The sequence below is a fragment of the Halarchaeum sp. P4 genome (assembly GCF_051195175.1).
GTDB lineage: Archaea > Halobacteriota > Halobacteria > Halobacteriales > Halobacteriaceae > Halarchaeum.
Genome location: NZ_JBNTKC010000002.1, coordinates 33,866 through 59,192, shown reverse-complemented (window position 1 = coordinate 59,192; position 25,327 = coordinate 33,866). Strand labels below are relative to the sequence as shown.

Sequence of the window (25,327 nt, the reverse complement as noted above, 5' to 3'; positions counted from 1 at the left end):
TACTTTTAACGACTACTGTTCATCCATTCATCAATGTGGTCCGCCAACTCCGAGTCCCACCCTTCTTTCTCATCATAATGAGGTGATTGTGCTCTTCCGGCAGCGTTCCAGATTACGTCGATTTGGTTGCTTAATAGCTCTCGAATGTCCTCCTCATAGCTGACAACTTTTGTTTTTGGAGGGTGAATCGTACCCTCGTCAAAGTGATTATCATTAACCAATTCCATTGGGTTGTTCGTTAGCAAATTGAAGCCCGAAACTCCAGTGAGAGTGAGGCAAATGAACGCTGGAAGGGCAATACCCTGTGCTTGTAGAAAGCGGAGATATTCTTTGACTCGAAGTGTCAAGAAGAACTCGAAGTCCTGACTAGGGATGTAAGGGTCACCATCATCGATATCGAGGGTATCGAATATTCCGGTTGAAACTGATTCGATGATTCCAGTTCTGAAGACCTGAACGTAGCCGTCGAGGCTATCCGTTCTTCTATTAGTATCAGTATAGACCGCTCCCTTTGAGTTGAGTGAAAATCCACCCCCGACGTTTCTTCCTAATGGTTTCATTTTGTCATTCCTATACGATAGTTCACCGACCTCAATTTGGTAAGGGTTAGAAAACGCATCTTTAGGGACAATATGAATAATGAGGGCAGAGTCTGATTCGAAATCTACAGGAGCTTCTCCTTGCTGAATCTTTCTCACCCGTTCTGTGTGATGACTCTCTGCTCGCTCACCGAGGTCAGTAGTTAGTCCAGGTTCTGGGGGTATCTCCAAATAGTCCTCCCGAAGGTCCTGATGATAATTGTCGAGAAGAACTCTTAGTCGCTCTGCGTCATACAAATCTAAGACCCATCCATATTCGTCTTTAGCTTCCTCCTTGACGCTATCTTTCTCCGTACCACCTACCTTGCGGTTAGTTACAAAGATGAATTTCTCCCCAGAGAGGTCGTTCTCGTTTGCTTTCTGGAGGTCACTACGAAGTTTTGACCGCCATTCCTTCGCCGTGCTGAAGTGACAGACGATATCGCCATCTTCCGCATATATCAGAGCATCTTTTCCTCCGTCTTTTCCTTCGACACCTTGGGGGTCAATCCCTTCATAGCCCTGACGAGCGAGGATATCTGAACACAAACGCTCGAATTCCACGTAGTCAGTGAAATGTTCCAGCGCCTCAATCGTCCGTCTATACATTTATCGACACTATGGAATCCCTCGATTATGAATGCTTCCTGCTGATAGACTAGTCATTAAATAGGTGTCCTTCTGAAAGTACGGGATTTCGAAGTTAGCAAATCTCAATTTCCGGAATAGGACAGTCAGTAGTCAGATTAGTCCAGTTCTGTTTCAAGAACCGGCAGGTCCGCAAGTGCCTCCAGGTTACAGTCAAACGGACTCGGGAGTTCGTTGACGAAGGCCCGCACGAACCCCGGTGTCCCTGGTTCGACCATCACCTCTCCGTCCGCATGAACCGTCTCTCCGTCCTCGTTCTCGTAGGTCGTGGGGACGAGCACGGGGACGCCCTCCTGAAGATACTCCTGCGAGACACGTCTGAGCGCCTCACTCTCCGTGTCGAGGTTCCCGTTCGTGTCTATCGTCCCGACGACCTCGCCCCGCTCGTGATTGAGTATCTCGACCTCAACGACCTCGTGCTCGTCGTCAGGGTCATCCTCGTCACCAGCATTTGCCATTCCCTCAGCCACGGCCCGCCCGAAATCCTCCTCCATCCACTCCGCTATCTCGGCGGCATCAGCATCGGGCGGCGGGCGTTCGGGCCGTTCTGAGTCGTCCATGGTAGTGTATTCTTCCTGACTGGATTTAGTCGCTGGTGATGTTTTACTCGTCGCCTCCGAGAGCCCATAGTGCCATATCGAGCGTGCGGAGGCTCACGTCGTACTCGTTCGCTATCGCCCAGCATGCGCCGAGATAGAGTAGATAATCCTCGACAGTCGGGTCATCGGGCATCTCGTCGGGCAAGTACCCGTTCTCGTGCAGCACGTCCCATGCCCGCCAGTCGAGTACGGTGAAACGGTCAGGGTTCACGAACAGCAGAATTGCCGACGCCATTCGAACCTGCACCCCGTCGAGTTCCGTGAGGATGTCCACCTTGTCGCTAACGCTGTCAGCAGCGAGAGCATCGCTAACGTGCTGAGTTACATCTTCGCGGTCGTTGCGCTCGAAGTACCCAATGCTGCGACTGCTCTTCCATCGGACAATCCACTTCATATCCTCCATCGACCATGACCCATCCGCGAACGACGGAGGTAGCGTTTCGAGGCGGTCCACCTCCTCGCCGTATTGGTCTTCCTCCGCCCCGTAGACGACCTCCTGCTCTTCGAGTAACTGCTGAGAGAGTGTCATGCGAGAGAGTCCTTGCACAACCTTCCGAGCAGTAAGAAGTTATAGCTTACTCAAGTCGAGATAGACTACTTTGAATGTTATTTCATTTTTCCGACGTAAGTATCGCACTATCGCTGCGATATCCTCTATGCGATACTCCGCTCGTTGGATGACTATCTGCGACGAGCGTATCCTCGAACGTCTATCAGAAGTCGAGACAGACACGCCGAAGGGCATGGCCGACAGTGGAGACGTCCGGTTCAGTCGGCAGTACATCGGGGAACGCTGTCGAGAACTGACGAACTACGGAATGCTCCAGCATCTCGGAAACGGCGTCTACCGAATCACGGAAATCGGAGAGCAGTATCTTGAGGGCGAGATTGATGCAAAGGACCTCGAATCTAATTCAGACGATGAACAACCTGAGTGAGATGCCATGATGAACCGCTCTGAGATTAAACAACGAGTACAGGCGCTCAAAGAGGGAGACGTTATTCACGTCAATACCGACGTAGATATTCAAGACCGTGAGTTTCACGTGGAGAGGGTAGAACCAGCCGAGCTACATGTTCGGGACGGAGCCAAACACTATCGAGTCTACCTGAGAGGGACTGGTAATCCAAAGGGAGTAGGTCGATACGTAATCCATCTGGACCGACCCGAATGGCCTGAACGAACCAGCGACCACGCCCCACCTGAATTATTCTATATCGAGGACGAGGCGCTTCCGACCGGCAGAGGTGAATACACAGAAGGTTCGATAACGAGACTCGAATGATGGCACGTTAATTGTTACTAAACCAACACACTCTCCAAGACATTATCCACAGTGTAGGGGTGAGTATTAGATGTCGTCTATTTCTTCTTCGAACAACGGGTAATAGACATAGGGATTGTCACGGCGCTTCATGTCCTTCCTCCGTGCGAGTACATCGTGGTCACGTAGTTCTTCGAGCGCCTTCCGGGTCTGCTCTCGGCATACATCCACCTCTTCGTGGTTGGCGATTTCATCGACTGTCGCAGGATACAGGTCAAACGTAGCAGCGAGCACCCTATCCGACGTTACCTGACTCACTTCGGGCCGTGGGCCACGACCTGACCAAGGCGGGGTGTACGTGTCGTCATAATCGGGCAGTTCGATTGTATTCTCGCGATAGCCGTCATCGTCACGAACGAGCCACTTCCGGGGTTCGTTCCAGTCCGTCGTCGGATGCTGTTCACAGGCGAGCGTCATCAACTGGCTGACGACCTCGGGATTACCTTCGAAGAACCACCCGAGACGCCATGCGAGTTCAGCTTCAGCCCGGGAACGGTCGTCATATCCCGCATCCGAATACCGTCCTTCCCAGAGTGCTTTCCGACGGTCATCCCCGAGGAACGCTCGCAGGCGTGTGTCGAGCTTCCCGAACGGCGCGTCTACATCATCAACAGATGCCACCTCCAGTGACCCGGTCGATACCGCTGTTGATGAGTTCGGTTGCTGCGTGGTTTGCTCTGGCAGTCTCGATGGAGAGATTTGTGCGAGGGGGCGGTCATCACACACGATATAGCGCCCAGCGTCGTCGTCAGAGCAGTCGTGCCAGTCCTTCGAACACGAGTCGAGCTCAGAACCGGGACCGACAACGTACTGATTGGCAGCGCGGATTTCGCCCCACTCGCAATTACGGTTACTCACCGGGTCACTGACCGCGTAGTACCTGTGCTCGCCGCCATGCGGGGTTTCGACGGTGAACGTTGACGGTAAAGATGTAATCCAGTCGGGAGCAAGCTGGTCATCATCGTAATCATCGATATCAATGATGACCAGCCCGTTGCCAGCCATCACCCCGTAGTTGCCGTCGAGTTCGGCGACCGAGTACTGGTATGCGGGGTCTGTGTGGTCGACGCGACTCTGCTTCGTCCCGTCCCGCAGCGGTACGAACCGCTCGACGTCCAGCCCGGCGATTGCTAACCGATTACAAAGCGCGGTTCGCGGTTCAGTCTGTGCGGTCGTTCCGGTGCCGGGGCTATGCGCTGTGCTGTCTTGGCTCGACAGATTCCTAGGGTCGGAGTCCGTATCGTGATTTGTCCGGGTCATTGTCTTGGTGTCTATGGCTCGGAAGCCCGCTGCCCGCAGGCCTACCGTCCACATCGTCCCGCCCGTGCTCGCTCGTCAGGTCACAGCGAGCGAGCACCGAGACGGGGTTACGCGTTAATCAACGACCACCTCGCCAGATGCGTCTCGCTCGACGTGGTCGAGAATGCAATTCAGCAGGTCGTCGTAACTCTCGCCGCCACGTTTGAGAGCGCACAGACGGTCTTTCGTTGAGCCGTCGAGTGCAATGGTCGTTCGAGGCATATATTGTATAGCTGTTAGAAAGCAAAAAAGAGGCTGAAAGACGGCCTTTTACCGCTTAGAGATGGTCTTTTCGGCTTTCTCGTAATCCGCGAGCGCCTCAAGAACACGAGTGAACGCAGGCCCTTCGTCAGCGGGGGTGAAGTGAGAGGCAGCCTTGACAATCTGGGCGTGAGACCGACGCAATAGTATAAGTTCGGCAATTCGTGGCTGTAGTTTCAGGTCGCCGTCGTTGATATGGAACGGAGCCAGGTGCTCGATATTGTCAGCTATGTATTGGACCTGCTTGATGGGGGTCTGTCGAGGTCTGGACTCCACCTGTTGTACGAGTTCGTCTCGAGACACGGCTTCCGGAGCTAATGAGTCGGCGTCAGCCAGAACGTCACCGTCAGTAATGCTAATCCAATTACACGGCTCGGTGATTACGACAGACTTCGCCGCGTAATATTCCCATCTCAGGTCTTCGAGCTTCACGCTGATACGCAGGAGCTGGCCGCACTCCGCGGCTTTCCTGACTATCGTCTCACCGAACTCCTGGTCGCAGCCGTAGTTATCGCTGACCGCCAGGGACAGCGTATCTGACTGGAGGGGTGGTTCGCTCGACCCGGCGACCTGCTCGAATAAGCCCTGCCAGTCGGTATGGAGCCAAGGGTCGCGGCCAAGTTCCGCTACTGTACTTCGGTCGTCCGAATGGATTTCTTCCATTTTGAACACTTCCTGTGGAGTCTTCCAGCGAACGGCCACAACACGACTGAGCCATCGAAGCTCCACGAAGGAGAATCAGTGATGATACGGCATTAGGTACTCGTCAGAATTTCTTTATAACAGCGTAGGTCGTTTGAGGAGATATTTGCTGGTTAGTTCAGAGGGAGATTCTCATCCGAGAAATCACAAACATTCCTAAGTAGATTATATAGACCTCTGAGGGGAGATTAGCGTTCAATTTGATTTGAGAAACCGTAGACTCAACTCAAGGTAGCGTGCAGGGCAACACAATACCTCGCATTTCGGTCTCTACGAAGCGAACACAGAGGCAACGATTCGGACTAGTCGAGAGACAGGTCACGAAGTAAGAAGGAGAATCTCTATATCGGCGATTTTGGAGGTTTCGGAATAGGATTTTCTTCCACCACACCTACTAGCGTCTTCTCCGAGCGCCACGGCATGCCTGACCGCCACTGCCAGGCGTGTGGTACAGAGCTTGACGACGATGCCTCGTACTGTCCCGAGTGTGGTGCGGCAGTGGGAGACGAGCACGAGCCCGACACGACCGACAAGGTGACCTCGACAGACGGCAACTCGTGGGAGTGGTCCGACCCATCAGGACCGTTCAGGTCCCCACGGCGGGCGCTTGGGACACTGAACGTGCTCGGGTTCGTCTCGTTCCTGCTCGCCATCGGTCTCAACGCCGTGGGTCTTCCCATCACCGCGCTCCCCCACCCGCTGCCCATCGCTATGTTCGCGTTCTGGTTCGGCGTCCTCGTCGTTGGTCTCCCCCTGTGGGGCCTCCTGCACGTCACCGACAACGTGCTCGGGTTCCTCAAACCCAGATAACCACAACCGGAGAGCCGAAGCAGACTCGTCGCTCTCGGGAGGCAGGTTCTATCTGATACATCGTGAGGGCCGGTGGGAGGAACAGGGAGAGACCGTCGCGTCTTGTCGGAGACGCGAAAGCAGGTAGGCCGACGAACTGGATTATCGATAGTTCAACGGGTCAGAGTGGTTCTCTTACGAGGTTCGGTATGCTCGCCCGACTATTGCATCTGCAATTAGCTCTGCGTGGTCCCCGTCCCGTGACAGCGGATTGTGTGTGCTACTGTAAACGGGCCTTCCCGTTATTTCTTCGAGCAGGGAACTCGATAGACCATTCCCGGGGCTGAGGACTGCAAACCAGTAGACTGGGATATGGTACTCGTCCTCGTCGTGGTCCTTCGGGAGAACAAGACGTTCTTCTGGTTCTACAGGCTCTTCACGCCATTCTGCCAGTGCCTTACCCACAGCACGGGCACCATCACCATCGACATATGAAATGATATAATCGCCAGGACCGATATCTACGCCCCTATCGAATCCACCGAATTGAGCGGCGACCCCCTCTGAGTATATTACCGTGGTATCGACTTCGCCTTCGGTTCGCTCTTCAAGCCAACTCTTGCTCGTATTTAACATGTGATATTGAGGGCGCTCTACCTCGTCTTCGAGTGCCCGTTCGGTTATTGCGGAGACATTCATCCCCTTGGATTGCGCTTTTTGAAGGAGCGATTCGTCTACTGAAATTGTGGTGCGCTTCTTCGGCATGGCGACAACTGAGCATTTTATGCATTCTAACTTAGTTCTTATGCATATTATGGGGGGTAGTATTCACCGACTGGTCTGTCTTCACATCCTCTCAAACCCAAGACACCGTCGTCTCTCCGGTTTCAGTCATCATCCGATAGAACACAGGGACTCACGCCGTCGACTGCCAGACGAACGAGTCTCTTCGCGTCTCCGCAAAGTGCTCTACAAGGGGAATCTTACAAGTCGAGCGACTTGATGCACTCGAGATATTCCTGCCGAGCGTCGTATCGGTCAACGCGGGTGTAGACGTCCATTGTTCGGTTATTTGCGTCCCCGCGGATGTGCTGGAGGATGTGGTCCTTCATCCCCTGATTACGCATCAGCGTGGTGAAAACCGTCCGAAACGTATGCGGGGTGAACTTCTTGTGGAACCGCGTCTCATCCTCTTCCATCACGCCTGCCCTGACCGCAGCGTCACGGACGGCCCGTTGTACCTGCGTCGACTGGACACGGTTGCCCTGAATGCTCAGGAACAGGTACTCGGAGTCATTGTCCGGGCGAACGAGTCGATACCGCTTGATAGCGTGCTTCACCTCCTCGTCCACGGGCACGACGGTCTGACTACCGCCCTTGCGCTCTCGCAGACGAATGAATCCGTCGTCGAGCATTAGGTCGTCCTGTTCGATTTCGAGCGCCTCGCGGATGCGGCACCCCGTCTTCGCCAGCACAACGGCAATCGCCTTGTTCCGCGGGTCGGCGATGTTGTGGACGATGTTCTTCGCGTTCTCCCACGTTGCACAGTCGGGACGCTCGCGGTACTTCTGGGGAATCTCTTCGAGGACGACCGCCGCGGGATTGCCGGTGATGTTCTCGAACCGCGGGCGCTTCATCGCCCACCCGAAAAACGAGGAGAGCGACTCCAGGTATCGCCGTTTTGTGTTCTGCGAGAGGCCACGTGCCGAGAGGGAGCCGATGTAGTCCTCAATATGGCGCACCTCAACATCTCCCGGTTCAAGCTCAGGGAACTCCTCGTGGAAGAACGCTTTCAGGGTACGGGAGTAGGCGTTGAGCGTCCGGCGACTCCGCCCCATGTCGCGCTTCCGTTGGATGAAGTCGTTGACTGCGTCATGCTTGTTTTCGTAGATTTTCTCACGGGTCTTGCCCGTCATGCCTCGACCACCTCCGCGTCAGCATCGTCGTGAGCGAGTCGCCAGCCGTAGCCTTGCTTATACTCGACTGTGCCCTCTTCCGCGAGGTCGAACAGTTGCTCCTCGACTGCGTCCTTGACGATACCGGTGAGGACGCCGCTGCTCGTGACCTCCTTGAGAATGGTTTCGAACTCCTGGTAGCGGTCGGTCAGGAATGCCGTCACGAACTCCTCGTGTTCGATATCGATTTCTCTCGGCTCGGAGTTACGAGCGTTTTCGAGTTCGTCCTGCAACTGCTCAACCTGCAATTGCAGTTCTTCAACCTTCGACTCGTTCTGACTGTACGCTAGAAACCCCTCTTGACGCGCAGCACGAGCCTCTTGTATCAGTTCATAGAGGTATTTTGACCGGCTGCCATACCCCTGCTCCTCAGCCTCTTCCATCCACTCCTCGGCGTGCTTGCGACTCGGGTAGAGGGCGACGTAGGTCGTTTCCTCGGACAAGCCGACCTCGGTCTCCCATTCGGTCTGCTGTGGCTCTTCGTCACTCATTCGTGTCTCACAACAGATAATTACGACTGGACGCACCTAGGCCTATGGATAGCAACGACGGATGTGACGACCGAATGTACTTCTAATAACAGTCGTCTTTCCGATTCGGATAACAATCGGGGTCTATGGTATCGCTGTCTGCCATTTCGATATCCCCAATATCCTTGTAGAAGACACAGAGTGCCGATTCCATATCGAACATGGCGCTCGGCATCTCCTTGTCTAATTCCTCAAGAGCGAACTCCTCGAGTAATCGAACGCAGTGCTCGGCATCTTCATGGTCCAAGCCAATCCCGAACACTTCTTCGAATCCCTTTGGCGGGTTACTACCTGTGTTGAGATATCGCGGGCGCATTGTCGGTGGTGTGAATTCCTCGTGCCCGTGAACAAACGCTACCACTTCGAGCCAGTCATAGCCCGTCAAAGGACCGAAGTAACTGACTGATTCGAGCGAATCCCAGGCGGTTACGAAGGTCTCGTGAGCCGCTTGGTCTTCATCTTCTATATCGCTCCGGTACTGTTCGAGTATCTCGAAAAATTCCTCAAACGACGAGACAGGCTGGCCGGCAACGCTGAACGAATCTAGTGAACGAAACGATTCCTCCACACGAGAGGCGTTGACCTTCCTGTGAGAATGGCGTGTGTCGTACTCCGAGAAGTCGTCCAACTTGCCGGACTTGGCTGCTTCAATAGCGTCTGCCATCGATTCGATTCCGTGACCGTCGATAAGGGCTCTTGGTGTGTCTCTTGTCCAACCCCCGGCGATGTATGCGAACGTAGCGAAGTAGGCAATTTCCGAATCTAAGGAATAGCCTCGGTCATCCAGCCACTCAGCGAGAGTAGAGAAGTGCTCTGCTTCAAACAGGTCGATATCCTTAGCGTAGTATGCGAACTTGGAACCCTCCGGGGCGTCATGAAGGGTGCTGTAATTGCGAGGACTAGCCATGGACATTTTAGGTGAAAATAACACCTCGATATTGAATCTAATCCCGAGCACGACTTCGAAATCGATTGTCTGCGGCTAGTCTCTCGCCACCCCAGACGTTTTTGAGACGACTATCTGTATGTCGTTGCATGCCGAATCCACTCTTCTCGACTTACACGCAGGGTGAAAATCGGGTTACATCAACGGTCATCGCCGTTCTTGAGCACGTCAACAACCAATTAGCGGAAGACATCCTCGAAGCACTGACCGACGAATCCGACTTGTCCCTCGTCTCGTTCGATAATCAAGTGACAGGCGTCGACTCGGTTCCCGATGCTGCAATCAAGAGTTCAACCGCTCTCTGGTTCGAGACGAAGACGATTCGGGACGCTGTGGACAAGGAACAACTCGAGAATCATCTTCACGCACTCAACGAAGACGAAGCGGAATTGCAGCGTCTCATCGTTCTGACTCCAGATGCTCGACTCCCCGACGAAGTGGCTGAAATCGAAGACGAGCGTATTGTGTGGGCCAACTTTGACTCACTCATTGATACCATCGAGACGGTGCTTGAGCGAGATGTAGGGAACGCCAAGGCGAGTATGTCCGTCCCGACAGAACGTGAAGCGTTCCTCCTACGCGAACTCAGTCGCTTCCTCTACGACGAAGACCTCGTTAGCGGCAAGGAGGACCGCGTGCTGGTCGTCGCGGCCCGCAAGGCATGGCCTGAGTACCAGGAGCACGGCCTGTACTTTTGCCAGGCGAATCGGTCGTTCAAACCCGTCGACCACCTCGCGTTCTACACTGACGGCGAAATCAAAACCGCGGTTCCGTCAGTAGTGGGTTCTATCGAGAGCATCGAACTGACCGAGGAAACGGTGCGAAACCATCCAGACCTCTCGCAGTCACAGCGTGAGCAACTGCTTGATGCAGTAACTCAGTTTCGAAAGGAGGAGTCTGAACGGCACGGTGAAACGGAGAAAGTCATCTTCCTACAGGACGGTATCGAACTCGACCATCCGGTCAAGAACGACAAAACGGCGAGTGATTCCGACCGGACAGTTGCCTTTGTTCAAGGGCATAGGTACGTGGCGTTCTCGAAGTTACGGGCGAATCCCGATTATACAACTGAATTAGAGGATTCGGACTGACCGCGGCGCTATGGCGGGGTTGTGTCGTTGATAGCGTTCTCAAGTAGGTTCAGAAATCCGCTATCGTATCGCTCGCCGACGTGATTCACATTCCAGAGTCCCGATTCACGAATCTCCCGACTCTGACTATATCGACCGAGCCAGCCATCTCTTCGGGGGTCAATCGGTTGCTTATCGAGATTGCTGAGGAGGGCGATAGCGTTCTGTTCGAGGTTCGCTCGGTCGCTATCGGCACTCGGTTCGTCATCGAGATTTACCCAGAGGAACGGCTGTTCGCGGATGTAACTGCTGACCCGTCGTTCGAGAATGTATTCCTCGTCACGGACTTCCGACCGCTCCCGGTCGATGCTCGACCAGCGTTTGTCCCAGTCGGGATAGTCGTCGTGGAGGTCATGCTTCTCGATAATCGCCTCGCCGACACGCTTGCGATACACGGAGCCGCGGTGAGCACCACCGTGAGGATGGTTAGAACTCCCGCTGCCTGTTCCGTAGTGTTGTTTCAATCTATCCCAGAGCGACGTGCTGCTCCCCGCAGACACCGCGTGTGTCCCGACGCGGGTAACGCGCAACTGGTCTGTCGTGTCGCGTGTTTCGCCCGGTTCGAGGAAGAAGTAGACGCCTCGGTCGGGCCAGTCCATGTACCCGGTGCAGTTCTTGAGTTTCCGTGTACCGCCGACTCGTTTGTCAAGGTCCTCGAGCAGCGTGTAGAGGCGGTCGAGGTCGTCCTGGCGGGTCATATCCTAACGTCTCACCTCAACTATGGAAAAAGAGTTTCATCGCCCCACCAATCACTTCCCGAGAAACGACACTTGCCGGGAGAATTTGACGCTCACCGCCCGTCTCTCCCCATAAGCACGGCAAGATTTATTTTCTGTCAGACTGATTTTCAACCGTTTCCCAATGAAAACCACGCGGAGACCGGAGAGTTCAAATGAGTTCTGGAGAGGCAACCACAGGCACGAGTAGCGACGCAGCCAAACCACTGGGGAAGAGTAAACCAGGATTTAGTCGAGAGTACCCCGTAACGGGGGTCGTTAACCGGGTGAAGGTTCCCGACGTGAATGAGCGGGATGCTGTTCTATCTGACCCCTCGATTGAGACGGTAATGCTGTCGATTGACTCTGCACGCAGGCTGGTCCACCACCACGACGAAACCGCTGGTACGTACTTTCGGGATGACCAGACAGTCATTACCACCACAACCACATATGATGCTACACTCAGAGGGTTGGGGTGGGCCAACGAGTTAGATTTAGTCCGTAGATTTGGACCGGACTATCACATTCCGACCGAGTACTCTGTTTACCAAACTATGTCTCGTTCCCAGCAGGCGGAGGCTATAGATGACTGTATGGAGGGGACGGAGTGGATGGCGAATATGCTGACAAACCACTCGACAGAGGTCTTGGTTCAGGCTAAAGGCTGGCTGCCTTGGCAGTTCAAACGATGTCTACCGACGATGAGGACGTTGGATACCGACTTTCTCGTGTTCTATGCGACAGGCTATAAAAACAGAGTCTACGAATTAAAAGACGACCTGAGCACGCTAGTTTCCGAGATGAAGCCCTCCGGGATTCTCCTAATCGGAAAACAGTCCGGTCGATTCCTCAGCAAGGCAATACCCGAAGTGGTCAGTGCTGCGGGTGGACGGTGGAGATGGGAATCTGGTCTAGTTGGAGAGGGACACGACCCGAAAGCGCACAGCAAATGGAAATCGAGGATTGAGAAGGAACTCTCGTGCGGACAAGCAATACTCGACTCATACGATTCGACCGAGGTGGATGAAGATGGGTAACAAGTACATGCCTTCGAGTACAGGAGATAGTGGCAGCAGCCCCCGACAGGGAACACGCAAACCGAGCGGAAGTGGTGGCGGTGCAGGAACCACGACGGACAGGCGTCAAGACTACGCAATCTTCGTCTCTCACTCGTGGGATTACGACCAGGAGTATGCACGGTTAGTTCGTCTGTTAGAGGAGGCAAACCGCTTCGATTTCAGGAACTACAGCGTTCCTGAACAAGAGCAATTCGACACGGAAAGCGACGAAGAATTAGAAAATGCCCTACGAGAGAAGCAAATCAAACCTTCATCAGTAGTGGTCGTTCTGGCGGGCCTGTACTCGACACATAGCAAATGGATTGGAAAAGAAATCCGTATCGCTAAGGAGGAAGGGAAGCCCATTCTCGGCGTAAAGCCGTGGGGGAATGACCGAACCTCAAACTACGTTGAGCAGCATGCTGACGAAATGGTGAGTTGGAATACTGATTCAATCGTAGACGCAATACGCGACTTAGCACCATGAGAAGCGGCCGATTCAGAGGCCTTGAAAGAAAGACGGCAATACCACGAGTGAGGTAGAGTATGGATTTGCCGAACCGTCCGGGGCGAACCTGGCAGGATATTCGCCATAACGTCCTCATCAACAATTCTATTGAGTGGGTTCAGCAGGATGAGGTTCCGCCCATACCGCCTGACCTCGATGCACACACAGATGTTCTTCCTGGTGTCAGAGTTCACCACCGGAGCTGGGCCAGCGGGGATGATATCGCCGTGTGGGAACCCGGGAATACTAACGTCTACTTCGTCACGCGATATGAAGTCGTAAAGCAACTCCTCAATAGCAAGGACGATATCCCACAAGGAGTAATTACAGTACTACTTCTCGCTGGAGGTGCTGTCGTCGTCAAGTTCCTATGGGATATTCTACAAAATATCACCGACGGCAACACTGGCGCTGCTTCTAGCAGTTCTGGGAGTACCGTTCAGACGCGTCCACGTCCCGAGAACCGCCAGTATAACATCTTCATCAGCCATGCGTGGGACTACAATGACGAATATGAGCGGGTTGTAGACTTTCTCGATGATTTCGACGAGTTAGAATGGCAGAACCACAGTGTTCCCCTGGATGACCCGCTAGACACGGTGAACGATGCTCACCTACGGTCCCGACTGCGGGACCAGATACGTACCACTGCCGTTGTCCTCGTGCTTGCGGGGATGTATAGCGCGCACCGTGAATGGATTCAAAATGAGATTGAACTAGCAAACGAGTTCGACAAACCCATTATAGGGATTCGACCTCACGGTTCCGAGCAGACCCCGAACGTAGTGGAAGACGCAGCGGTCGAGATGGTCGGCTGGCGGCAGAAATCAATCGTGGGGGCGATTGTTGAGCACGCAGTTTAATGATTTATTCTGCTATAGATACAGTATTTGGTTTAGGAGTTTCACAAAGATCATATCAACCAGGTTCAGTCGCCCCTTCAAATTCAAATGTCGCTGGGTTAAATCTATATTCAGTACCACAATTCTCACAGTTCCAACTGATAATGTTGTTCTCCTCATATATCTTCCAGAGTTCCTCTTGGGACCTGTCGATTGAAAAGGTGTTTTCCCAGTTGCAGGTTCCATAATCGCACTGTAGTTTAAGATACCAATCTGGCATTAGAGGACCCAAGGCTAAGGGTTCAAAGTTCCGTCTAAGCATCGTAATGACCTCAAATGTTGCTCGGTCTGAATTATATTTGTCCCATTTTATCCCTTTGTAATCACCGATAAGACCCTTCAACATAGAATCATCCTCAAATAGAGGGATTATCGTGGGGCGCTGGCTCGTTGCATATCCTATTTCTTGATTCACCCATTGGCTATCTTTTGAATTATGGGTGAGGACAGGAATAAAGACATCTGAATTTGAAATTTGTTTCATTACAGTCGCGGGTATCCGTCCTGCTTCTGGTTCAGAAATCGCTATAGTTAGGTCAAATAGCAGATTTTGTATGGGTGATAGGACCCTCTTGACATCATCCAAATCAGCCTCAGCATGGGAGACAAACACTTGCTTGACCATTATCATCTATACCAAGTATGCGAAGGAACTGAAAGGTTAGGGGTAGTGTTCTCTCAATTACTCTCCCGTGTAGTCCCAATACTTCTGAGTCGGGCTTTTCCCCTTGAGAACGAGGAGAGCGTATATGACCCAGACGAAGGTGAGAATACCGACACCCCACCAGTAGTAACGTAACTCCTCTAGAAGCGAAAGCCCTCCATAGAGGAATAGAATTGCATAGAAGAATCCGAACACACGGGGCCACCAGACCTCGACGGTGGTGTGTTTGATATATACGTCTGGTTCATCGCCCTGCTTGAGACGGTCCCACTCCATTTGAAATGGGTCATATGGGAGGTCTTCGGCTATCTGCCAGAGAACGCGGTACTTTCCGCTATTCAACTGTTTGTACGAGAGGATGTGGAAGGTCCAGAGGACGCAGAAGGGGAGGCCAATCGCTCCGATGAAGAGGATTCCAATGGGCGTGATGAATCCGAGTTTGCCTCCAATTCCGGCAACTCCCAGAAGCGCAATAAGAAGACGCAGGTAGAAACGGTTGTTCTTAAGACGGCGATTACTTACTTGGTGAGTCGATTGTCCGTAGAACTTCCACTGTTCAAGAGCAGGATTTTGCCCAATATCGGGGCCTACCGTCTCGGCATTCTCGTCCGTCTCGTCACTGCTCATGGAGACATATCACGGATAGCTTCGACAATAGAATCCGTATTCCACCCGACCATCCGGTCTGCATGCCGCTCAACGTAATCGGAGGTACTGTCACTTCCCCAGGGTTCAACGCCAAGAATCGGCTTGTTCTCGTCTTCAGCAATCCGTATTTCTCTACCAATCCAGTCACTATAAGACGAATACAGGCCAGCAAGGGCGATGAAAACAGACGCAGGTTTAATCTGCCCCTCCCGAAGTTCTTCCTCTAGCTCCTCATCTGTATCTGCGTCAATCGAATCCTCTTCAGGAACGCTATAATTCGTATATTCGAAATGATTTGCCTCGTCAAGGAGGTCTGTCAAGTTCTCATATTCATCGCTGTAATCCCAGGAGTGGGAGACGAATAAACGGTATTCTGTTCGTCTGTCGTCGCTGCTAAGGGTTATCGTTTCTATGTTCAATGAATCGTCAGACATAATCCGAGCAAGACAGCCCACTTGTATAGTAGCTTCCCCACGGTTTGAGACCGTGAGTGAGGTCGTTCTGTCCGCGGTTTTAATTTAGAAGCCCACACTGGTTGTGGTTGATGAAACAGAACGTGTTCGTGAGCAAGCCAAATGGCTTGAATGACCGTCAGGAACGATTCTGGGAGGCTATTGAGGCAACCGTGGAAGCACGAAACATGAATATTCGGTCCATCGGCTATTCCGATTATTCATTCAAAACTCCGCTTCAGAAGGTCCGAGAGGTTATGAGAGAATGTGACGGCGCAATCATTCTGGGGTTTCAGCAGAAACGAGTGAAAGAAGGCGAAAATAGAGAGGGGGAACCTCTTGCCGAACATTACTTACCGACACCTTGGAACCAGCTGGAAGCCGGTATGGCGTATATGCTGGACCATCCGATGCTGATAATCCTTGAAACGGGCGTAACAGACGAAGGAATTTTTGATGCAGAGAGTAGCGATAGGTATATTCTCCAAACGGACTGTTCGGTGGAGTGGCTAGAATCGGATGAGTTTCTGGGCCCGCTCAATGAATGGCGGGAAGTCATGCTATCTCAGCGTGAATGAGACCCACGGCGAGTCTAAAGTACGTGCGAACCTTGATACTTCGAGGTTCGGAACAGTTCGGATAATATGGCTGAGCGAGCGTTCATGGTTCGCGCCGGGAATGACAACGAGTTAGTCGAGGAGTTCGAGTCTCGTTCCCTGGTCGCAGTCGGCTGGGAGGAGTTGGGAGACGTCTCTGATATCCGCTCCTACGAGGAGATGAAAGCTCGATTCAATTCGACCGACGAGTATTCCGAGCACAATAGTCGGCGTCTCGCCCAGAACGCGGGGCAAGTGAATCGATTCGCGCTTGAGATGGAGGAGGGGCATCTAGTTCTGAGCTACGACAAGACGGAGCGCGAGTATCTCATTGGTGAGGTCACGAGCGGGTACGAGTGGAAACCAGGCGACCACCCACCGGGATATCCACACGTCAGGCGTGTCGAATGGAAAGACACCGTTTCCCGCGACGAGTTCACTACCTCAACGAAGAACACGCTCGGAAGCACGCTCACGGTGTTCTCACTCGACGACTGCATTGACGAAATCGCGGGCGTTCTAAGCGGGGAGACACCCGAAGAGAGCGAGGACGAAGAGGACACTGTACCATTCGTCGACGAAGTGGAGAACCAGGCAGACGAACTCATCTCCGACATTCTAGCGAACATGGACCCGTTCGTCTTCGAGGAGTTGGTCGCCGCAGTCCTACGAGCGATGGGATATCACGCGAAGAAGACACGGGACAGTCAGGACCGCGGTATCGACGTAGTCGCTCATCCCGACTCGTTGGGGTTCGAATCGCCGTACATCAAGGCACAGGTCAAGCGCCAGCAGTCGAAGGTTGGTTCGCCGGATATGCGAGCGTTCACCGGAACCCTCGGGAATGGCGAACGGGGCCTGTTCGTCTCAACGGGTGGCTATACCAGCGAAGCGCAGGATGCAGCACGGAACGCTGAACAGAGGGTCACGCTCATTGACCGGGATGAGTTCATTGACCTCCTGATTCAGCACTACGACGACCTCGAATCCGAGTATCAAGCAACAGTCCCATTGAAGCGGGTCTATATTCCCTCGCAAGACCCTCCGCTTGAAGAGTAGAGGCGATGATTAGTGCATCAAGAAAAACGACTTGTTACAGGAATATAGCTTAGAGTACATATGGACTATAGAACGATACCAGAATTAGAGGATTATTTTGATGATGTAATTGAGACACGAAGGAGCGAGAAACTGAAAGTTCTCTTGGACTATCTACGCGAGGTCTCTGAACTGATTGAAAACAACCGTTTGTCAACAACTGACCCTGAATATATCGCTTACCTCGATAGGTACTGTTCGCAATCAAAACACGTATCGCGGATTCACAGAGACGACCTACTAGAATTATTGACACCTGAGAGGGCAACTTCGTCACCAATGGATTTGGGCGACCCACCAATGGGACCTTTCCGCAGGGAAGTCGTCTTTGGTGCGTTCTATATGTTAATCCGGGTTTCACTGGATGGTACGGCTGACTTCTTCACCCTCAGACAGTATCTAACTGAGTTCGAAAGAGAATTCTCTGATAGGCCGATGTATCAGTATCTACGTTCGGAAGTCTACCTTCGCGGGTTCAAGACCGACCATTACCGAACGGCGATATCCTCTGTTGACAGCATCATCGACGACTCTTGTACCAACCCACGATTCTACTCTAACTTCGCACAAGGGGTGGCATACTTCTACTACAGTGGTCCAACCGAATCCTTAAATATCGACACTCTACCAAATGAACGTAGCGAAGTGCTATCTGTTGCCGAGGCATATTCGCAGAAGGCTGTTACCCTCTCTCCTGATGACTCGGAGTTCCACGCAATCCGAAGTGAGATTCTAGAATTGATGGACGACTTTGAGACCGCAGAGAAGGAAATCAACAGGGCACTGGAATTGCACCCAGAGGAGGAGGATTCCGATGCCGGTGATGCGTACAACTACTATAAACAGTTGAATAGTCTGAGGGAGACGCGACGAAACGCCGAACGTGCAGACCGGGCTCTTGAAGAAGCGAAGAGTGAATTAGAGGAATTCAAGAGTTCAACTGAAGAACTCGAGAACGAACTCAAGAAGCGAATGGAACGGTTCCGAAATCAGACGCTTCGCTCAATCGGCTTCTTCGCGGGCCTCATTGCAGTGGTAGTTACATCGGCACAGGCAATCCTGAGTACGCTATCTGTTGCCGAAGCAAGTCGGGTGTCTCTTGTATTGACTGGTGGATTAGTGGTCGCATTTTCGGGACTCGGTGTTGTGTTATCGGAGGAAAGTAACGACTGGGTGCGACTACTCGTCGTCGCTATTCTTGGCATCTTACTCATCGGGGTGGGGCTTCTTACACCCCAATTGGTCAACGGGACGCTTTCGATTCTGAATTGAAATCCACGGCTTCAGCTCAACTACGGATTGAGAGCCGTCTATAGAGCCGCTAAACACATTCACTATGGATAGATTGTGAGTCGTGAGTGCCGAGGCCACGTTTTCGACTCGGGGTATGATTAGTCCCGAGTGCCTACTGTGCCGTAGATGGCCCGACTCACTCCCCGTACTGTCGGCTCGCTGATAGCCGTGTTCGGGGTCGTACTGGTCATGGTCCACTTCAACGGCGTGTTCATCCTCCACGAAACGGCCTCCCTCATCGCGCTCAGCACGGTCCCGTTCATCGCGTCGCTCGCGATCGTCGCAGTCGGTGTCGCCGTCGCCCGTGGATACCTCGTGCCGTCCAAGTTTGCCGCTCGCACGTTCGCGTGGACGGTGACCGGCGTCGTCTCCATCTCGGCGCTCGACGCGTGGATTTTCGCGGGGGTCGTCGTGCGTGGCTTCGCCCTGCCGGCGACAGTCCCCATCTTCGGCATCCCGGTGCCGGGTGTAGTCGCGCCACTCTTCGACGTCGTGCCGTTCGGCGTGCTCACCGGCTTCCTGATCGGCGTCTACGATGCCCGGCGGCTCGACCAACAGGAGTCGATTGCGCGGTTGAGCCGCATCAACGAGACGCTGCGCATCACGACACGGGAGATGGTCGAGGAGAACGACCGGGCGGTGCTCGAACAGGCCGTCTGTGACCGTCTCGCGGAGTCAGAGCCCTACGACGGCGTCTGGCTCGGTCACTACCATGACGACGAGGCGGTCATCCGTCCGGTGGCGTGGTCCGGCCTCCCCGACGAGTACGTCGAGTCCATCACCGTCACGGTCGACGAGCGCGCGACCGGTGGCGGTGCCGGCGGGCGCGCGATCCGGACGGGCGAGATACAGACCGTTCCGGACGTCTTTGCCGACCCGACGATGGAGCCGTGGTACGATCTGTTTGAGTCCCACGACGTCGCGTCGCTCGCGGTCGTGCCGATCGTCCACGAGGACACCGTCTACGGCTGCTTCAGTATCTACGCGGATCGACGGAACGTCTTCGACGAACGCGAGGCCGGGGTCCTCTCCGAGGTCGGGGAGTCGCTGGGCCACGCCATCGCGTCCATCGAGGCGCGCGACCTCTTGGAGACCCGGGAGCGTGAGCTCGCCGAGCAGAACGAGCGCCTCGAGGAGTTCGCGAGCGTCGTCTCCCACGACCTGCGGAACCCGCTGAACGTCGCCGAGGGCTACCTCGAGATGGCGCGCTCGACGGGCGATGACGACAACCTCGCGCGGGTCGCGGACGCACTCGACCGGATGGACGACCTCATCGAGGACCTGCTGTCGCTCGCGCGCGAGGGGTCGACCGTCGACGAGTTCGAGGCGGTCGCACTTGCGGACGTGGCCTCGGAGGCGTGGGAGACGGCCGGGTCGGAGTCCGCGACGCTCCACCTGGCAGACGACCTCGGGACGGTGGTCTGCGACGTGAGTCGGGTCCGCCAGCTTCTCGAGAACCTCTTCCGGAACGCGCGCCAGCACGGCGGCGCGGACGTGACGGTGACGGTCGGCAGACTCGACGACGGCTTCTACGTCGCCGACGACGGTCCCGGCATCCCCGAGGCGGAGCGCGACTCCGTCTTCGGGGCCGGGTACACAACCCACGAGACGGGGACGGGTCTCGGCCTCGACATCGTGCGGAGCATCGCGTCCGCTCACGGGTGGAAGGTGTCGTTGACCGAGAGCGACGCGGGTGGCGCGCGCTTCGAGTTCCGCGGCGTCGCGCGCGAGGAGACGGACCACACCCGCGACGACGCGTAGGGCGACGGGTCAGCGAGGTGCCGGTCAGGCGCTCCCCGGCGAGGCGGCGTCCGTCGGGAGGCGGCCGCCGACGTAGAGGGCGACGAGGACGGTGACGACGCCGGCGAGGACGAGCGCGTACACGCGAAAGACTGTCGCGTAGCCGACGCCGTACTCGACAAAGACGCCGACAGCGAGACTTCCGGGGGCCTGCATCAACATCATGACGGCGCTGTAGGCGGAGTAGGCGCTCGCGCGGCTGTCGTCCGGGAGCGACCCGAGGAGGAAGGCGTCCATCGTCGGGAAGAGGCTGTGGATGACGTAGCCGAGGACGGCGGAGACGACGGCGACGGCGAGCAGGCCCTCGACGACGGTCAGGGCGAGGAGACAGCAGACGAACGCCGAGACGATGGCGAGGACGAGCGGGACGCGACGCACCCGGTCGGCGAGACGCCCGGAGAGGAAGAACGCGGGGACGCCGGCGGCGAAGACGACGGTGAGGAGCGTGCGTGCCGTCCCGTCGTCGAACCCGCGTTCGCCGAGGTAGGGGATGTAGAAGTTGAACAGGCCCTGCCAGACGAAGCCGGTGACGCCGACGACGACGATGCCGGTGAGGACGAGGTGCCACTGTTCGCGGACAGCGCCCAGCAGGTCGCGGTCCTGGACGCCCGCGCTCGGCATCGTCGCGCGCCGACTCGTGAACGCGAAGACGGCGGTGAGGATGACGCCGACGAGGGCGACGCCCGCGAAGACGCCACGCCAACCGAACGCGACGACGACGAAGCCGACGAGGAGCGGCGCGCTCACCGCCGCGAGCTGCGAGCTCCCGCCGCGGATGCCGACGGCCCAGCCGACCCGCTCCGGGTAGAGTTCGGTGACGAGCGGGTTCGCGGCGATGTAGAAGACGCCGGTGGCACAGCCGATGAACAGCGCGCCCGCCGCGACGACGGTGATGGTCGGCGCGAGCGTGGTGAACGACGCGGCGACGACGAGGAGGACGCCCGTGCCGGCGATGGCGTGGTGGCGCTCGACGTGCGTCAGGAGGTAGCCGGTCGGCAGCCGCGTAAGCGCGCTCCCGAGCCAGACGAGCGTCGCGACGAGGCCCGCCGTCCCCGGTTGCACCCGGAAGACGTCCATGAAGGTGTCGACGAGCGGCGCGAACCCGACGCGGCTGAAGTTGACGAGGTAGGCGAAACAGCAGATGCTCACGAAGACGCCGCCCCGGCCGTACCGTTCGGTGTCGCCATCCACGCCTCGCTCAACCTCCGGCGGGCCGAACAAGCTTGCGTTTCCGGTCACCCGTGCGGTGTGCTCGCCCCCAGCCAGCCCTCGGCACCACCGGCGACGGCGGCACCGCCCGTGCCGTGGTGCCGTCAGCCCATTCGCTCCGTGTAGTCCCAGCTGTAGAGCTCCTCGGGCGTCACTTCGATGCGGACCTCCTCGCGGTCAGCGTCGAGGAGCTCGCGCGCGAGGTCCGACTCCGTCCCGCCAAGATAGCGTTCGAGCAGCGAGCGCAGCAGGCGCTTGTCCTCGTCGCGCGACACCGCGGCGGTACCGTTTCCCCGCACGCCCCGATACGGCGGGTCATTCACCGAGACGTCGAAGGAGACGCGCTCGTCGCGTCGGAGGAACCGCACGACGTCGGCGTCCGCACCCGTCGCGCACGCGAACGTCCCGTCCTCGTAGGCGTACCAGAGCGCGACAGTCCAGAGCGTCTCGTCGGGCCGGTGAGTCGTGAGACGCATCGGCACGGCGGCGTCCGTGAGGAAGTCGGCGACTCCAGATTCGTCCCACACGCCGCGGAACTCGGTCATACGCGGGGGGTTCACGTGCCGGGCCCGAAAAACCACGCCCCGGACTCGCCACCGTCGCCGTCACCGCGCTCCTCGTCGGCGCCATCGCGGTCTCCCTCTCCGCTGGCCTCTTCGTCGGCGTTCTCGTCGGTGTCGTCACCGCCGCCGTCGGCCTCGTCTTCGGCGGCGTCGCGGCGTTCGTCTGGGCGAACCGCGAGACGGCGGACGCACGTCTCGCCGTACGACTGGACGCGGAACGAACGGTTTTTCCCGTGTTTCGCCGAACGGGCGACATGGAACGTCTTCGCGAGTCGCTCCACGACGCCCCGATCATTGACAAGGACGGCTATCAGTACCTCGTCCACCCGATCAGCAACGGCGTGCCGATGCTCGAACCCGCGCTCCTCCGCGAGGTCGTCGTCGGCGTGACGCGCGCGGCCTCTCTCGACGTCGACAAAATCGTCGCCCCGGAGGCGATGGGCATCCACATCGCGACCGCCGTCTCGCTCCAGACGGACGTCCCGCTCGTCGTCATCCGCAAGCGCGAGTACGGCCTCGAGGGCGAAGTCGACCTCCACCAGACGACCGGCTACTCGGAGTCCGAGATGTACATCAACGACATCGAGGAGGGCGACCGCGTGCTCATTCTTGACGACCTGCTCTCGACCGGTGGTACGCTCGCGGCCATCTGTGACGCCCTGGACGGCATCGGCGCCGAGATTTCGGACATCGTCGTCGCCATCCGGAAGGTCGGTCCCTCGGCGCTCGACGACACCGACTACGAGGCCACCAGCCTCATCGACATCACCGTCGACGAGGACGGCGTCACCATCCACGACTAAGCACACCTATGCATACTTCCCCCGTCCACGACGGGAGAAATAATCGCGAACACGGAACCTTTATCGGCGCGAGCGGGTTCGTGGTGGACAAGATGGCGTCCGAGACGGACACCGAAATCGACCTCGAATACGGACTCGACGACCGCCCGCCGTGGCTGAAATCCCTCCTGCTCGGCCTCCAGCACGTCGCCGTGATGATCGTACCCGCGACCGCCGTCGCGTACCTCGTCGCCGGGAACGTCGGCCTCGACGCCGGGACCACCGCCTACATCGTCCAGATGGTCCTGCTCTTCTCGGGGCTGGCGACCGTCGTGCAGGCCTACACAGTCGGGCCGGTCGGCGCGAAACTCCCCATCGTGATGGGGACGAGCTTCACCTTCGTCGGCGCCGCCTCCACCATCGGCATCAACTACGGCCTCGGTGCCGTCTTCGGCGCGATTCTCGTCACCGGCTGGCTCGTCGAGGGCCTCATCGGCTGGCAGTTCAAGCGCATCCAGCAGTTCTTCCCGCCGCTCGTCACCGGCCTCGTCGTCGTCATCATCGGCCTCTACCTGATCCCGTCCGCGATGAACAACGTCGCGGGCGGCCTCGGCTCCGAGCACTACGGCGCGCTCTACAATCTCGCGCTCGCCGCGCTCGTCCTCGGCGTCGCCGTCGTCCTCAACATGTTCACCGGAGGCGTCACCCGCCTCCTCAGCACCCTCATCGCCATCGCCGTCGGCTACGTCGGTGCGCTCGCGCTCACCGTCACCGGCGTTGCACCCGGCCTCGTCAGCTTCGGGGCCGTCGACGCCGCCGCGTGGTTCGCGATTCCTCAGCCCGGCCGCTTCGGCTTCTCCGTCCAGCCGGTGCCCGTCATCACGTTCGCCTTCCTCTTCCTCGTCTCCGCGATGGAGACCGTCGGCGACATGTCCAGCGTCACGTCCGCAGAGGGCCGCACACCCCGCGATAATGAGTTCCGTGGCGGCCTCTTTACGGACGGCCTGATGAGCTCGCTGGGTGGTGTCTTCGGCGCGTTCCCCGTCACCTCCTTCTCGCAGAACGCCGGCGTCATCAACTTCACCGGCGTGATGAGCCGCCACGTCGTCGGCATCGCCGGCGTCATGCTCGCGGTGCTCGGCCTCAGCCCGAAAATCGGCGCGCTCGTCACGACGATTCCGAGCGCCGTCTTCGGCGGTGCCGTCCTCCTCATGGCCGGCATGGTCGCCGCCTCCGGCGCGCGCCTCATCACCATCCACACCACGCTCGACCGGCGCAACATGGTCATCCTCGCCGTCTCGCTCGGCCTCGGTCTCGGTATCGCCACCACGCCCGAAGCCCTCTCCGGGCTGCCGCGCGCCGCCGAGACGTTCTTCGGCGAACCTGTCATCGTCACCGCGCTCTCCGCGCTCCTCCTCAACACGTTCGTCCCCGGCGAGCAGAGCCCGCTCTTCGACGACCCCGCGACCCCCGTCCCCGACGACGAGAGCGACGCGGACCCCGTCTCCGCCGACTGAGGGCGCGAACGTCCTCGTCGTCGGTCACTCCCGCGGTGTGACGCGTCGTGCCGTCTCGGGCACGGCAGGTAACACACGACACGGAGGTGCTTTACGTCGGGCGCGCCTCAGTCACCTATGGACTACTCCATCGCGCTGGACCGGGCGTTCGACGCCCTCCCCGAGCGCCCCGCCGAAGCCGACGCCCGTCTCACCATCCCCGACCCCGAGGGGGAGACGGACGGCGCCTTCACCCGACTCACGAACGTCCGCGCCATCGCCGACGCGGTGTCGCGCGACGCCGAGCACGTCCACCGGAACGTCCAGCGCGAACTCGGGACGAACGGCCAGTTCGACGGCGACCGCGCCCGCTACAACGGCTCGTTCTCCATCTCGGACTTCCAGAACGCCATCGACGCTTACGTCGCCGAGTTCGTCACCTGCTCGGAGTGTGGCCTCCCCGACACCCGCCTCGTCACCGAGGACGGCGTCGACCGCCTCCGCTGTACGGCCTGCGGTGCGTTCCGCCCCGTCCAGAAGAAGACGAACACCACCCGCACCGTCCGCGAGACCGTCGAGACCGGCAAGACCTACGAGCTCGAGATTACGGGCACCGGCCGGAAGGGCGACGGCGTCGCCGAACGCGGCCGCTACACCGTCTTCGTCCCCGGCGCCCGCGAGGGCCAGACCGTTCGTGCGTACATCAAGAACACGAGCGGCGACCTCGCGTTCGCCCGCCTCGTCTAAGCGGCGAAACACTCGTATTTCCGTCTCTCT

The 25,327-nt window shown here is 56.9% G+C and carries 31 protein-coding genes; 14 read left to right on the top strand and 17 right to left on the bottom strand.

Features of this window, described 5'->3' with window-relative positions:
• Positions 1-5: 5 nt before the first annotated feature.
• The 3 genes from ACQUS8_RS08280 to ACQUS8_RS08270 all read right to left on the bottom strand — a co-directional run bounded on the left by ACQUS8_RS08280 (position 6) and on the right by ACQUS8_RS08270 (position 2,354).
• Positions 6-1,187 (bottom strand): hypothetical protein, encoded by a 1,182-nt coding sequence (locus ACQUS8_RS08280; protein WP_435099399.1) that lies wholly within the window; start codon positions 1,185-1,187, stop codon positions 6-8.
• A gap of 137 nt (positions 1,188-1,324) precedes the next feature.
• Positions 1,325-1,786, bottom strand: a complete 462-nt coding sequence (locus ACQUS8_RS08275) for a hypothetical protein (RefSeq protein ID WP_435099397.1) — start codon at positions 1,784-1,786, stop codon at positions 1,325-1,327.
• A gap of 43 nt (positions 1,787-1,829) precedes the next feature.
• Positions 1,830-2,354 carry a hypothetical protein gene (locus tag ACQUS8_RS08270; RefSeq protein ID WP_435099395.1) on the bottom strand — a complete coding sequence of 175 codons (525 nt, stop codon included), beginning with the start codon at positions 2,352-2,354 and terminating at the stop codon, positions 1,830-1,832.
• A gap of 127 nt (positions 2,355-2,481) precedes the next feature.
• Here ACQUS8_RS08270 and ACQUS8_RS08265 point away from each other — a divergent pair, with 127 nt between their 5' ends.
• Positions 2,482-2,763 (top strand): MarR family transcriptional regulator, encoded by a 282-nt coding sequence (locus ACQUS8_RS08265; RefSeq protein WP_435099393.1) that lies wholly within the window; start codon positions 2,482-2,484, stop codon positions 2,761-2,763.
• A gap of 6 nt (positions 2,764-2,769) precedes the next feature.
• On the top strand, positions 2,770-3,111 hold the full coding sequence (locus ACQUS8_RS08260) for a hypothetical protein (RefSeq protein ID WP_435099391.1): 342 nt from the start codon (positions 2,770-2,772) through the stop codon (positions 3,109-3,111).
• Between the two features lie 66 nt (positions 3,112-3,177).
• Here the strand turns inward: ACQUS8_RS08260 and ACQUS8_RS08255 are convergent, their stop codons facing one another.
• The 3 genes from ACQUS8_RS08255 to ACQUS8_RS08245 all read right to left on the bottom strand — a co-directional run bounded on the left by ACQUS8_RS08255 (position 3,178) and on the right by ACQUS8_RS08245 (position 5,373).
• The gene (locus tag ACQUS8_RS08255) at positions 3,178-4,410 is read right to left on the bottom strand and encodes a bifunctional DNA primase/polymerase (protein WP_435101016.1); all 1,233 of its coding nucleotides are present in this window, start codon (positions 4,408-4,410) and stop codon (positions 3,178-3,180) included.
• Between the two features lie 114 nt (positions 4,411-4,524).
• Positions 4,525-4,671, bottom strand: a complete 147-nt coding sequence (locus ACQUS8_RS08250) for a DUF7557 family protein (RefSeq protein ID WP_435099389.1) — start codon at positions 4,669-4,671, stop codon at positions 4,525-4,527.
• Between the two features lie 48 nt (positions 4,672-4,719).
• Positions 4,720-5,373: a hypothetical protein gene (locus ACQUS8_RS08245; protein ID WP_435099387.1), complete on the bottom strand. Its 654-nt coding sequence runs from the start codon at positions 5,371-5,373 to the stop codon at positions 4,720-4,722.
• A 459-nt stretch (positions 5,374-5,832) separates the two neighbouring features.
• On the opposite strand from ACQUS8_RS08245, the gene ACQUS8_RS08240 reads away from it, so the two are divergent.
• Positions 5,833-6,222, top strand: a complete 390-nt coding sequence (locus tag ACQUS8_RS08240) for a zinc-ribbon domain-containing protein (RefSeq protein ID WP_435099385.1) — start codon at positions 5,833-5,835, stop codon at positions 6,220-6,222.
• Between the two features lie 174 nt (positions 6,223-6,396).
• On the opposite strand, the gene ACQUS8_RS08235 is transcribed toward ACQUS8_RS08240, so the two are convergent.
• The 4 genes from ACQUS8_RS08235 to ACQUS8_RS08220 all read right to left on the bottom strand — a co-directional run bounded on the left by ACQUS8_RS08235 (position 6,397) and on the right by ACQUS8_RS08220 (position 9,599).
• Positions 6,397-6,966, bottom strand: coding sequence for a type II toxin-antitoxin system CcdA family antitoxin (locus ACQUS8_RS08235; RefSeq protein ID WP_435099383.1), 570 nt, complete (start codon positions 6,964-6,966; stop codon positions 6,397-6,399).
• 218 nt (positions 6,967-7,184) lie between these two features.
• Positions 7,185-8,117, bottom strand: coding sequence for a tyrosine-type recombinase/integrase (locus ACQUS8_RS08230; protein WP_435099381.1), 933 nt, complete (start codon positions 8,115-8,117; stop codon positions 7,185-7,187).
• A complete protein-coding gene (locus ACQUS8_RS08225) occupies positions 8,114-8,647 on the bottom strand; it encodes a hypothetical protein (RefSeq protein WP_435099379.1) in 534 nt (177 codons plus the stop codon). Before ACQUS8_RS08225 ends, ACQUS8_RS08230 begins: the two co-directional genes overlap by 4 nt.
• Positions 8,648-8,729: 82 nt before the next feature.
• The gene (locus ACQUS8_RS08220) at positions 8,730-9,599 is read right to left on the bottom strand and encodes a hypothetical protein (RefSeq protein WP_435099377.1); all 870 of its coding nucleotides are present in this window, start codon (positions 9,597-9,599) and stop codon (positions 8,730-8,732) included.
• Positions 9,600-9,721: 122 nt separating this feature from the next.
• Between ACQUS8_RS08220 and ACQUS8_RS08215 the strand changes: the two genes are divergently transcribed.
• Entirely contained in the window at positions 9,722-10,723 is a 1,002-nt protein-coding gene (locus tag ACQUS8_RS08215) for a hypothetical protein (RefSeq protein WP_435099375.1), read from the top strand.
• 8 nt (positions 10,724-10,731) lie between these two features.
• On the opposite strand, the gene ACQUS8_RS08210 is transcribed toward ACQUS8_RS08215, so the two are convergent.
• Positions 10,732-11,460, bottom strand: coding sequence for a hypothetical protein (locus ACQUS8_RS08210; RefSeq protein WP_435099373.1), 729 nt, complete (start codon positions 11,458-11,460; stop codon positions 10,732-10,734).
• Between the two features lie 194 nt (positions 11,461-11,654).
• Here ACQUS8_RS08210 and ACQUS8_RS08205 point away from each other — a divergent pair, with 194 nt between their 5' ends.
• From ACQUS8_RS08205 to ACQUS8_RS08195, 3 genes are read left to right on the top strand one after another with little or no spacing between them, the layout of a single operon-like run.
• Entirely contained in the window at positions 11,655-12,518 is an 864-nt protein-coding gene (locus ACQUS8_RS08205) for a hypothetical protein (protein ID WP_435099371.1), read from the top strand.
• Complete coding sequence (locus tag ACQUS8_RS08200) at positions 12,511-13,026, top strand: TIR domain-containing protein (protein WP_435099369.1); 516 nt, start codon at positions 12,511-12,513, stop codon at positions 13,024-13,026. The genes ACQUS8_RS08205 and ACQUS8_RS08200 overlap by 8 nt, the downstream gene beginning before the upstream one ends.
• A gap of 59 nt (positions 13,027-13,085) precedes the next feature.
• Entirely contained in the window at positions 13,086-13,910 is an 825-nt protein-coding gene (locus tag ACQUS8_RS08195; protein ID WP_435099367.1) for a TIR domain-containing protein, read from the top strand.
• A gap of 55 nt (positions 13,911-13,965) precedes the next feature.
• On the opposite strand, the gene ACQUS8_RS08190 is transcribed toward ACQUS8_RS08195, so the two are convergent.
• From ACQUS8_RS08190 to ACQUS8_RS08180, 3 genes are read right to left on the bottom strand one after another with little or no spacing between them, the layout of a single operon-like run.
• Positions 13,966-14,580, bottom strand: a complete 615-nt coding sequence (locus tag ACQUS8_RS08190; RefSeq protein ID WP_435099365.1) for a TIR domain-containing protein — start codon at positions 14,578-14,580, stop codon at positions 13,966-13,968.
• A gap of 51 nt (positions 14,581-14,631) precedes the next feature.
• Positions 14,632-15,240: a RipA family octameric membrane protein gene (locus ACQUS8_RS08185; RefSeq protein WP_435099363.1), complete on the bottom strand. Its 609-nt coding sequence runs from the start codon at positions 15,238-15,240 to the stop codon at positions 14,632-14,634.
• Positions 15,237-15,695 carry a TIR domain-containing protein gene (locus ACQUS8_RS08180; RefSeq protein ID WP_435099361.1) on the bottom strand — a complete coding sequence of 153 codons (459 nt, stop codon included), beginning with the start codon at positions 15,693-15,695 and terminating at the stop codon, positions 15,237-15,239. The genes ACQUS8_RS08185 and ACQUS8_RS08180 overlap by 4 nt, the downstream gene beginning before the upstream one ends.
• A 110-nt stretch (positions 15,696-15,805) precedes the next feature.
• Here ACQUS8_RS08180 and ACQUS8_RS08175 point away from each other — a divergent pair, with 110 nt between their 5' ends.
• The 4 genes from ACQUS8_RS08175 to ACQUS8_RS08160 all read left to right on the top strand — a co-directional run bounded on the left by ACQUS8_RS08175 (position 15,806) and on the right by ACQUS8_RS08160 (position 20,461).
• On the top strand, positions 15,806-16,291 hold the full coding sequence (locus tag ACQUS8_RS08175; RefSeq protein WP_121577196.1) for a hypothetical protein: 486 nt from the start codon (positions 15,806-15,808) through the stop codon (positions 16,289-16,291).
• A gap of 66 nt (positions 16,292-16,357) precedes the next feature.
• Positions 16,358-17,368: a restriction endonuclease gene (locus ACQUS8_RS08170; protein WP_435099359.1), complete on the top strand. Its 1,011-nt coding sequence runs from the start codon at positions 16,358-16,360 to the stop codon at positions 17,366-17,368.
• 60 nt (positions 17,369-17,428) lie between these two features.
• The gene (locus ACQUS8_RS08165; protein ID WP_435099357.1) at positions 17,429-18,679 is read left to right on the top strand and encodes a hypothetical protein; all 1,251 of its coding nucleotides are present in this window, start codon (positions 17,429-17,431) and stop codon (positions 18,677-18,679) included.
• Between the two features lie 210 nt (positions 18,680-18,889).
• Entirely contained in the window at positions 18,890-20,461 is a 1,572-nt protein-coding gene (locus tag ACQUS8_RS08160; protein ID WP_435099355.1) for a sensor histidine kinase, read from the top strand.
• A 24-nt stretch (positions 20,462-20,485) separates the two neighbouring features.
• Here the strand turns inward: ACQUS8_RS08160 and ACQUS8_RS08155 are convergent, their stop codons facing one another.
• The 3 genes from ACQUS8_RS08155 to ACQUS8_RS08145 all read right to left on the bottom strand — a co-directional run bounded on the left by ACQUS8_RS08155 (position 20,486) and on the right by ACQUS8_RS08145 (position 22,598).
• Positions 20,486-21,691 carry an MFS transporter gene (locus ACQUS8_RS08155; RefSeq protein WP_435099353.1) on the bottom strand — a complete coding sequence of 402 codons (1,206 nt, stop codon included), beginning with the start codon at positions 21,689-21,691 and terminating at the stop codon, positions 20,486-20,488.
• A 122-nt stretch (positions 21,692-21,813) separates the two neighbouring features.
• Positions 21,814-22,254: a pyridoxamine 5'-phosphate oxidase family protein gene (locus ACQUS8_RS08150; RefSeq protein ID WP_435099351.1), complete on the bottom strand. Its 441-nt coding sequence runs from the start codon at positions 22,252-22,254 to the stop codon at positions 21,814-21,816.
• Positions 22,255-22,265: 11 nt separating this feature from the next.
• Positions 22,266-22,598: a hypothetical protein gene (locus tag ACQUS8_RS08145; protein WP_435099349.1), complete on the bottom strand. Its 333-nt coding sequence runs from the start codon at positions 22,596-22,598 to the stop codon at positions 22,266-22,268.
• Here ACQUS8_RS08145 and hpt point away from each other — a divergent pair.
• The 3 genes from hpt (at position 22,527) to ACQUS8_RS08130 (ending at position 25,297) form a co-directional block, all read left to right on the top strand.
• Entirely contained in the window at positions 22,527-23,075 is a 549-nt protein-coding gene (gene hpt, locus ACQUS8_RS08140; protein WP_435099347.1) for a hypoxanthine/guanine phosphoribosyltransferase, read from the top strand. The genes ACQUS8_RS08145 and hpt overlap by 72 nt on opposite strands.
• Positions 23,076-23,167: 92 nt before the next feature.
• On the top strand, positions 23,168-24,571 hold the full coding sequence (locus ACQUS8_RS08135) for a uracil-xanthine permease family protein (protein ID WP_435099345.1): 1,404 nt from the start codon (positions 23,168-23,170) through the stop codon (positions 24,569-24,571).
• A gap of 117 nt (positions 24,572-24,688) precedes the next feature.
• Positions 24,689-25,297 carry a translation initiation factor IF-2 subunit beta gene (locus ACQUS8_RS08130; protein ID WP_435099343.1) on the top strand — a complete coding sequence of 203 codons (609 nt, stop codon included), beginning with the start codon at positions 24,689-24,691 and terminating at the stop codon, positions 25,295-25,297.
• Positions 25,298-25,327: the final 30 nt, after the last annotated feature.

Bases quoted from the DNA above. Each gene is read 5' to 3' on its own strand.
- ACQUS8_RS08280 (WP_435099399.1), bottom strand. From the start codon at position 1,187: ATGTATAGACGGACGATTGAGGCGCTGGAACATTTCACTGACTACGTG.
- ACQUS8_RS08275 (WP_435099397.1), bottom strand. From the start codon at position 1,786: ATGGACGACTCAGAACGGCCCGAACGCCCGCCGCCCGATGCTGATGCC.
- ACQUS8_RS08270 (WP_435099395.1), bottom strand. From the start codon at position 2,354: ATGACACTCTCTCAGCAGTTACTCGAAGAGCAGGAGGTCGTCTACGGG.
- ACQUS8_RS08265 (WP_435099393.1), top strand. From the start codon at position 2,482: ATGCGATACTCCGCTCGTTGGATGACTATCTGCGACGAGCGTATCCTC.
- ACQUS8_RS08260 (WP_435099391.1), top strand. From the start codon at position 2,770: ATGATGAACCGCTCTGAGATTAAACAACGAGTACAGGCGCTCAAAGAG.
- ACQUS8_RS08255 (WP_435101016.1), bottom strand. From the start codon at position 4,410: ATGACCCGGACAAATCACGATACGGACTCCGACCCTAGGAATCTGTCG.
- ACQUS8_RS08250 (WP_435099389.1), bottom strand. From the start codon at position 4,671: ATGCCTCGAACGACCATTGCACTCGACGGCTCAACGAAAGACCGTCTG.
- ACQUS8_RS08245 (WP_435099387.1), bottom strand. From the start codon at position 5,373: ATGGAAGAAATCCATTCGGACGACCGAAGTACAGTAGCGGAACTTGGC.
- ACQUS8_RS08240 (WP_435099385.1), top strand. From the start codon at position 5,833: ATGCCTGACCGCCACTGCCAGGCGTGTGGTACAGAGCTTGACGACGAT.
- ACQUS8_RS08235 (WP_435099383.1), bottom strand. From the start codon at position 6,966: ATGCCGAAGAAGCGCACCACAATTTCAGTAGACGAATCGCTCCTTCAA.
- ACQUS8_RS08230 (WP_435099381.1), bottom strand. From the start codon at position 8,117: ATGACGGGCAAGACCCGTGAGAAAATCTACGAAAACAAGCATGACGCA.
- ACQUS8_RS08225 (WP_435099379.1), bottom strand. From the start codon at position 8,647: ATGAGTGACGAAGAGCCACAGCAGACCGAATGGGAGACCGAGGTCGGC.
- ACQUS8_RS08220 (WP_435099377.1), bottom strand. From the start codon at position 9,599: ATGTCCATGGCTAGTCCTCGCAATTACAGCACCCTTCATGACGCCCCG.
- ACQUS8_RS08215 (WP_435099375.1), top strand. From the start codon at position 9,722: ATGCCGAATCCACTCTTCTCGACTTACACGCAGGGTGAAAATCGGGTT.
- ACQUS8_RS08210 (WP_435099373.1), bottom strand. From the start codon at position 11,460: ATGACCCGCCAGGACGACCTCGACCGCCTCTACACGCTGCTCGAGGAC.
- ACQUS8_RS08205 (WP_435099371.1), top strand. From the start codon at position 11,655: ATGAGTTCTGGAGAGGCAACCACAGGCACGAGTAGCGACGCAGCCAAA.
- ACQUS8_RS08200 (WP_435099369.1), top strand. From the start codon at position 12,511: ATGGGTAACAAGTACATGCCTTCGAGTACAGGAGATAGTGGCAGCAGC.
- ACQUS8_RS08195 (WP_435099367.1), top strand. From the start codon at position 13,086: ATGGATTTGCCGAACCGTCCGGGGCGAACCTGGCAGGATATTCGCCAT.
- ACQUS8_RS08190 (WP_435099365.1), bottom strand. From the start codon at position 14,580: ATGATAATGGTCAAGCAAGTGTTTGTCTCCCATGCTGAGGCTGATTTG.
- ACQUS8_RS08185 (WP_435099363.1), bottom strand. From the start codon at position 15,240: ATGAGCAGTGACGAGACGGACGAGAATGCCGAGACGGTAGGCCCCGAT.
- ACQUS8_RS08180 (WP_435099361.1), bottom strand. From the start codon at position 15,695: ATGTCTGACGATTCATTGAACATAGAAACGATAACCCTTAGCAGCGAC.
- ACQUS8_RS08175 (WP_121577196.1), top strand. From the start codon at position 15,806: ATGAAACAGAACGTGTTCGTGAGCAAGCCAAATGGCTTGAATGACCGT.
- ACQUS8_RS08170 (WP_435099359.1), top strand. From the start codon at position 16,358: ATGGCTGAGCGAGCGTTCATGGTTCGCGCCGGGAATGACAACGAGTTA.
- ACQUS8_RS08165 (WP_435099357.1), top strand. From the start codon at position 17,429: ATGGACTATAGAACGATACCAGAATTAGAGGATTATTTTGATGATGTA.
- ACQUS8_RS08160 (WP_435099355.1), top strand. From the start codon at position 18,890: ATGGTCCACTTCAACGGCGTGTTCATCCTCCACGAAACGGCCTCCCTC.
- ACQUS8_RS08150 (WP_435099351.1), bottom strand. From the start codon at position 22,254: ATGACCGAGTTCCGCGGCGTGTGGGACGAATCTGGAGTCGCCGACTTC.
- hpt (WP_435099347.1), top strand. From the start codon at position 22,527: ATGGAACGTCTTCGCGAGTCGCTCCACGACGCCCCGATCATTGACAAG.
- ACQUS8_RS08135 (WP_435099345.1), top strand. From the start codon at position 23,168: ATGGCGTCCGAGACGGACACCGAAATCGACCTCGAATACGGACTCGAC.
- ACQUS8_RS08130 (WP_435099343.1), top strand. From the start codon at position 24,689: ATGGACTACTCCATCGCGCTGGACCGGGCGTTCGACGCCCTCCCCGAG.